The 5,632-nt window shown below is 60.5% G+C and carries 7 protein-coding genes and 1 pseudogene; all 8 read right to left on the reverse strand.

What is annotated here, in order from left to right; genetic code table 11:
• On the reverse strand, positions 1–824 hold an 824-nt coding region (locus tag PMX21_RS09700), incomplete at its 3' end, for a PTS system mannose/fructose/sorbose family transporter subunit IID (RefSeq protein ID WP_430392729.1).
• Positions 814–1,587: a PTS mannose/fructose/sorbose/N-acetylgalactosamine transporter subunit IIC gene (locus PMX21_RS09705; RefSeq protein ID WP_271749009.1), complete on the reverse strand. Its 774-nt coding sequence runs from the start codon at positions 1,585–1,587 to the stop codon at positions 814–816. The genes PMX21_RS09705 and PMX21_RS09700, both read right to left, overlap by 11 nt.
• Positions 1,588–1,812: 225 nt before the next feature.
• Positions 1,813–2,703, reverse strand: a complete 891-nt coding sequence (locus tag PMX21_RS09710) for a DMT family transporter (RefSeq protein ID WP_271739786.1) — start codon at positions 2,701–2,703, stop codon at positions 1,813–1,815.
• 88 nt (positions 2,704–2,791) lie between these two features.
• A complete protein-coding gene (locus PMX21_RS09715) occupies positions 2,792–3,625 on the reverse strand; it encodes a PTS system mannose/fructose/sorbose family transporter subunit IID (protein ID WP_196022811.1) in 834 nt (277 codons plus the stop codon).
• Entirely contained in the window at positions 3,606–4,379 is a 774-nt protein-coding gene (locus PMX21_RS09720; protein ID WP_271739668.1) for a PTS mannose/fructose/sorbose/N-acetylgalactosamine transporter subunit IIC, read from the reverse strand. Before PMX21_RS09720 ends, PMX21_RS09715 begins: the two co-directional genes overlap by 20 nt.
• 58 nt (positions 4,380–4,437) lie before the next feature.
• Entirely contained in the window at positions 4,438–4,920 is a 483-nt protein-coding gene (locus tag PMX21_RS09725; RefSeq protein WP_270224931.1) for a PTS sugar transporter subunit IIB, read from the reverse strand.
• Positions 4,921–4,977: 57 nt separating this feature from the next.
• Positions 4,978–5,397 carry a PTS sugar transporter subunit IIA gene (locus PMX21_RS09730; protein ID WP_148346728.1) on the reverse strand — a complete coding sequence of 140 codons (420 nt, stop codon included), beginning with the start codon at positions 5,395–5,397 and terminating at the stop codon, positions 4,978–4,980.
• 46 nt (positions 5,398–5,443) lie between these two features.
• Positions 5,444–5,632, reverse strand: a pseudogene (locus PMX21_RS09735) (SIS domain-containing protein); the annotation flags it as partial.

Below are 5,632 nucleotides of genomic sequence, written 5' to 3' on the forward strand. Positions count from 1 at the left end.
TACGCCAGCACGCCGAAGAACGCGCCGATGATGCCCACGACCATGGTGGCCACGATCAGCACCATGGGGTTGATCTTCTTGGACAGCAGCCAGTAGTACAGCCAGAAGGCGATCATGCCGAGCATGCCGGGCATGATGCCGTCCAGGATGTCCTGGAGGGTCTGGGCGTCGTCGCCCGAGCCGATGGCCACCGGGATGCTGGCCCAGAACATGTCCTTGCACATGGCGCCCACGACCATGACGCCCACGATTCCCACGCAGGTCATGATCTTCTGCATGAGGCCGGTCCTCTGGGCCTCGTCCAGGAAGCCCACGCCCAGCTCGTAGCCCTTGACGGCGCCCCAGATGCGCAGCGCGAAGCCGGGGACGTTGTAGATGAGCAGGAAGGCGATGGGGCCGAAGGGGTTGCCGGCCTGGCACAGGCTGATGCCCACCGCGGCGGCGACCACGCGCAGCGTCGACAGGAAGATGGAGTCGCCGATGCCGGACAGCGGACCCATGAGGGCGGCCTTGACGTCGTTGACGCTCTCGGGCTCGATCTCGCCGCGGGCGACCTTCTCCTCCATGGCCATCGCGATGCCGCCGACGAACGGGGCAAACTGGACGGTGATGTTGAAGAACGCGCAGTGGCGGTGCAGGGCCGCGGCGTAGTCGTCGGGGCGGCCGGCGTAGATCTTCTTGAGCATGTTGGCGACCATCAGGCAGAAGGCGATGTTCATCTGCTTGTAGTAGGTCCAGGAGAACTCCATGCCCAGGGCGCCGACGTTGACGGCGCTCTTGACGAGGTCGGAGCGCGTGATCTTGTTCTCGGGACTAGAAGTCATCGTCCTCATCCCCTTCCGCGGAGAGCTGGGGCTGGGCTCCGCCCAGGCCGAGCAGGTCGAACTTGTCGATGCCGATGATGATGGCGATCAGGGCGACGCCCAGGACGGGCACGTTGGCGTAGGAGCACAGCAGGAAGCCCAGGAAGTAGAAGGGCACGAGCTGCTTGGTGAGCACCAGGCGGCCGAGCATGGCGAAGCCCATGGCAGGCAGGATGTTGGCTGCAACGCCAAAGCCATCGATCACAAAGGTCGGGATGAAGTCGAGCAGGCCCTGGATGGCGTCGGAACCCAGATAGAAGGCGCCGCCGCACAGCAGGAAGTACTCAAGGCAGCCAAAGAGGCCCATGCTCCAATGTGCCGCGTAGATACCCTTGAGGTTGCCCTTGGCAGCGCACTTGTCAGCAATGTCAACAATGATCGAAAATCCAGCATCCGTAATGTTGCCGATCGTCAGCGAAAGGACGGCGATGGGCATGGCGAGTGCGATAGCCGTCTCGGTACCCTGACCGAGCTGAATGGCAAACGCGCAGGCGAGCACGCCGCCGATGGTTTCGTTAGGCGGCACGTAGGCGCCGATAGAGATCGAGCCCATGAACAGCAGCTCCAGGCTGGCGCCAACGGCAAGGCCGGTCTGCAGGTCCCCCAGCACCAGGCCCACGAGCGGGCACATGACGATGGGGCGGAACGCGTAGAGGGTGCCGAGCTGGTAGTCGAGGCATCCAAAAGCTCCAACTAAGCCGACGAGGATTGCTTGGACAAGCATAATTCCTCCCAATAAGGAATATCGAACCGTCGTCACTCCCGTCGCGCGCGTTGTTGATATCAATTCCGGGAGTTCGATTCCACGGCTCGAAGCGTACCTGGTGTGCTGCTAACACCCATGCCAGGCACAAATGATTTGATACCAATTATAGATATGCAGGTTCTTACTATTTAATACCACTCGCTCAGCGGGGTGTTTTTTACCGTAAACGGCAGACGTATCTCATCAGGCGCGCTCTTTGTTTCGATGGCGGACTAGCGCCACCAGAAAGCCATCGCCAAAGGCATCGGATGCCAAGTTGGCCACAATCACCAAAACGATAATCGCCGCGCCCAAAAACTCGTTCCAGCGAAAGACCTCGCCAAAGAAGAGCGCCGACCAGCAGGGAGCGAGCACGACCTCGCTCATGCAAACCAAGTTGGCCGCAAACGCGTTGGTGCGCGCGATTCCCTTGGCATACAGCACGCTCGCAAGGCCACTGCAAAAAAGGCCATGCACCAGCATGAGCCCCCACTCAAATGGTCTCACGGAGTCTAGGGCGCCAGCAAAATAGACGATCGGCAGCATCGAGATACCGCAGGAGATGAGCGAGGACACCATGGGCGACGCATCGGGGCGAGAGTTCAAAAAGAAACACAGCCCAAAGGTGGCTCCCGAAATGACGGCAAGCAGGTTGCCGAGCATGCCCTCGGCACTCAAATCGCCTAAAAAGAAAAGTCCCATACCCGTAAAAGCAACCACCACGGAGGCAATCTTCGCAGGCGAGGGCAACGTGCGGGTTGCGAGCGATTGATACACGATAACGAAAATCATCGAGGTGTACTGCAGAACGATCGCGTTGCCGACCGTCGTGAGCTGGTTGGCAAAGTTAAACGTGGTGCCCGTCACGAAGTTGCAGACGGCCACAAGGGCAATAAGACGGCTGACGCGGAGGACAGGCCTACCGACGAGCAGGATAAAGAGCGCCATAAATATTGCCGTAACGGCACCGATCAAAAGAGCCGACTGCGAATTGGCGCGAACGAGGATGCCGATAAAACTCCACAAGAGCGCCGTGCCAAATAGATACATCGCCCCGCTCACGCCATTATCGGATGGATTGTCAGATCGAATCACGAAGCACCTCCGGCTAGCTTTCGGTAATAAAAAACGGCGACCGCAATGGGTCGCCGTTTCCCTTGGGGGCAGAATAGAACGCAGGAACCTACGCCAGCACGCCGAAGAACGCGCCGATGATGCCCACGACCATGGTGGCCACGATCAGCACCATGGGGTTGATCTTCTTGGACAGCAGCCAGTAGTACAGCCAGAAGGCGATCATGCCGAGCATGCCGGGCATGATGCCGTCCAGGATGTCCTGGAGGGTCTGGGCGTCGTCGCCCGAGCCGATGGCCACCGGGATGCTGGCCCAGAACATGTCCTTGCACATGGCGCCCACGACCATGACGCCCACGATTCCCACGCAGGTCATGATCTTCTGCATGAGGCCGGTCCTCTGGGCCTCGTCCAGGAAGCCCACGCCCAGCTCGTAGCCCTTGACGGCGCCCCAGATGCGCAGCGCGAAGCCGGGGACGTTGTAGATGAGCAGGAAGGCGATGGGGCCGAAGGGGTTGCCGGCCTGGCACAGGCTGATGCCCACCGCGGCGGCGACCACGCGCAGCGTCGACAGGAAGATGGAGTCGCCGATGCCGGACAGCGGACCCATGAGGGCGGCCTTGACGTCGTTGACGCTCTCGGGCTCGATCTCGCCGCGGGCGACCTTCTCCTCCATGGCCATCGCGATGCCGCCGACGAACGGGGCAAACTGGACGGTGATGTTGAAGAACGCGCAGTGGCGGTGCAGGGCCGCGGCGTAGTCGTCGGGGCGGCCGGCGTAGATCTTCTTGAGCATGTTGGCGACCATCAGGCAGAAGGCGATGTTCATCTGCTTGTAGTAGGTCCAGGAGAACTCCATGCCCAGGGCGCCGACGTTGACGGCGCTCTTGACGAGGTCGGAGCGCGTGATCTTGTTCTCGGGACTAGAAGTCATCGTCCTCATCCCCTTCCGCGGAGAGCTGGGGCTGGGCTCCGCCCAGGCCGAGCAGGTCGAACTTGTCGATGCCGATGATGATGGCGATCAGGGCGACGCCCAGGACGGGCACGTTGGCGTAGGAGCACAGCAGGAAGCCCAGGAAGTAGAAGGGCACGAGCTGCTTGGTGAGCACCAGGCGGCCGAGCATGGCGAAGCCCATGGCAGGCAGGAAGTTGGCGGCAACGCCAAAGCCAGCAAGGACAAAGGGCGGGATGAAGTCGAGCAGGCCCTGGATGGCGTCAGCACCCAGATAGAACGACAGCGAGCACAGCAGGAACGCCATGATGATACCGGTCAAACCGATCAGGAAGTGCATCGCATAGACACCCTTAAGGTTGCCCTGGCCGGAGTAGACATCAGCGCGGTCGACCAGGATCGGCAGGGCGGCGTTAAGGATGTTCTTGATGGCAAGGCACAGCGTGGCGATGGGCATGGCAAGCGCGATGGCTGCCTCGGTGCTCTGGCCCAGCTGGATAGCGAAGGCGCAGGCGAGCACGCCGCCGATCGTCTCATCAGGCGGCACGTAGGCGCCGATGGAGATCGAGCCCATGAACAGCAGCTCCAGACTCGCACCGATCGCGAGGCCGGACTGCAGGTCCCCCAGCACCAGGCCCACGAGCGGGCACAGGACGATGGGGCGGAACGCGTAGAGCGTACCGAGCTGGCAGTCGAACTTACCAAATGCGGCGATAAGTCCGATGAGGATTGCTTGGGTAAGCATACATCCCCCTTTCCATATAGGACACTACGAAGAGCTCAGACTCTTCGAAATTGAACGCCTAGAGCACGCTGGCGCAGTCGACCTTGGGGTCATCGGCCAGGGGTCGAATCTCGACCTCAACGCCACGATCCAGCATCTCGCGCACATCGGCTTCCTCGGCCGCGGTCAGGAAGATCTGACGAGAGACCTGACGAGCGTCGGGACGCTTCTCGTCCTTGGGCTTGGTGTTGCCCAGGTTGACCGACTTGATCTGCGGGCAGCCCTCAACAAGCTGCTTTGCCTCAGCGATAGTGGCGACGCAGATGATCATCTTGTACTTGTCGGTCACGCCCGAGTTGATAGCTTCGATTGCATGCTCCATATCTTTGATGACGAGCTTGCAGCCGGCAGGCTTGCCCATCTTGAGCGTCGTCTTCCACACCGGGTCGTTAGCGACCTTATCGCCCACGCAGAAGATGCAGTTGGAGTCAAGGCCCTGAACCCAGGAAACTGCGACCTGGCCATGAAGCAGGCGATGGTCAACGCGAAGTAGCTGAATCATAATGTGACCCCCCAAAGGTCTTGTGCCGTCATACGGCGTGTCAGTAGGTGCTGCGGATTAGAACTCTTCCTCCTCCTCGTCATCGACCAAAAGATCGTTGACAAACTTCACGCGCGTATCGTCCGCAGCGACGATGGCGCGAATCGTCTCCTCAACCGGCGCCGACTCGTCAGAGAACAGCAGCTGGATGAGCAGAGGAAGGTTCATGTTGGTAACGAGGTACGTGCGGGGACGCGTCTGGACGATCTTGGTGAACTCGTTGTTAACGCTACCGCCAAAGAGGTCGGTGCAGACAACGACATCATCGTCGGCAGACATGCCTGCCAGCAGTTTTTGGGCCTCCTCGGCCACGTCCATGCGGCCATCGACGAACATCGAAAGATCGTGGACGTTGTCGCGAGCGCCCGAGAGCAGCTCGACGCTCTCCTTGATGCCGGTGGCGAAGTGCGCATGGCTGGCGATGATGTACTGTCTCATTCTGTGTTCCTCTCAATAGCCCGGCACGTTCCCGCACCCGTTTTCTTTAGTAGTCGAACTGGTGATAGTAGCGACGATACTTGAGGTTGTGCTTGGTGACCGTCTCGTAGTAGCGAGCCAGGCGGTCGGTCACGAGCACCGTCAGAATCCACGGGGAGACGATGACGCGGAACTCGTCGTCAAGGCCGGGGATCGCGAACTCGGCGGTGTCGATGATGTTGATGTCGGTGTCGCC

The organism is Collinsella aerofaciens (genome assembly GCF_028209885.1).
GTDB classification, from domain to species: Bacteria; Actinomycetota; Coriobacteriia; order Coriobacteriales; family Coriobacteriaceae; genus Collinsella; species Collinsella aerofaciens_BA.

Bases quoted from the DNA above. Each gene is read 5' to 3' on its own strand.
- PMX21_RS09705 (WP_271749009.1), bottom strand. From the start codon at position 1,587: ATGCTTGTCCAAGCAATCCTCGTCGGCTTAGTTGGAGCTTTTGGATGC.
- PMX21_RS09720 (WP_271739668.1), bottom strand. From the start codon at position 4,379: ATGCTTACCCAAGCAATCCTCATCGGACTTATCGCCGCATTTGGTAAG.
- PMX21_RS09725 (WP_270224931.1), bottom strand. From the start codon at position 4,920: ATGATTCAGCTACTTCGCGTTGACCATCGCCTGCTTCATGGCCAGGTC.
- PMX21_RS09730 (WP_148346728.1), bottom strand. From the start codon at position 5,397: ATGAGACAGTACATCATCGCCAGCCATGCGCACTTCGCCACCGGCATC.
- PMX21_RS09715 (WP_196022811.1), bottom strand. From the start codon at position 3,625: ATGAGGACGATGACTTCTAGTCCCGAGAACAAGATCACGCGCTCCGAC.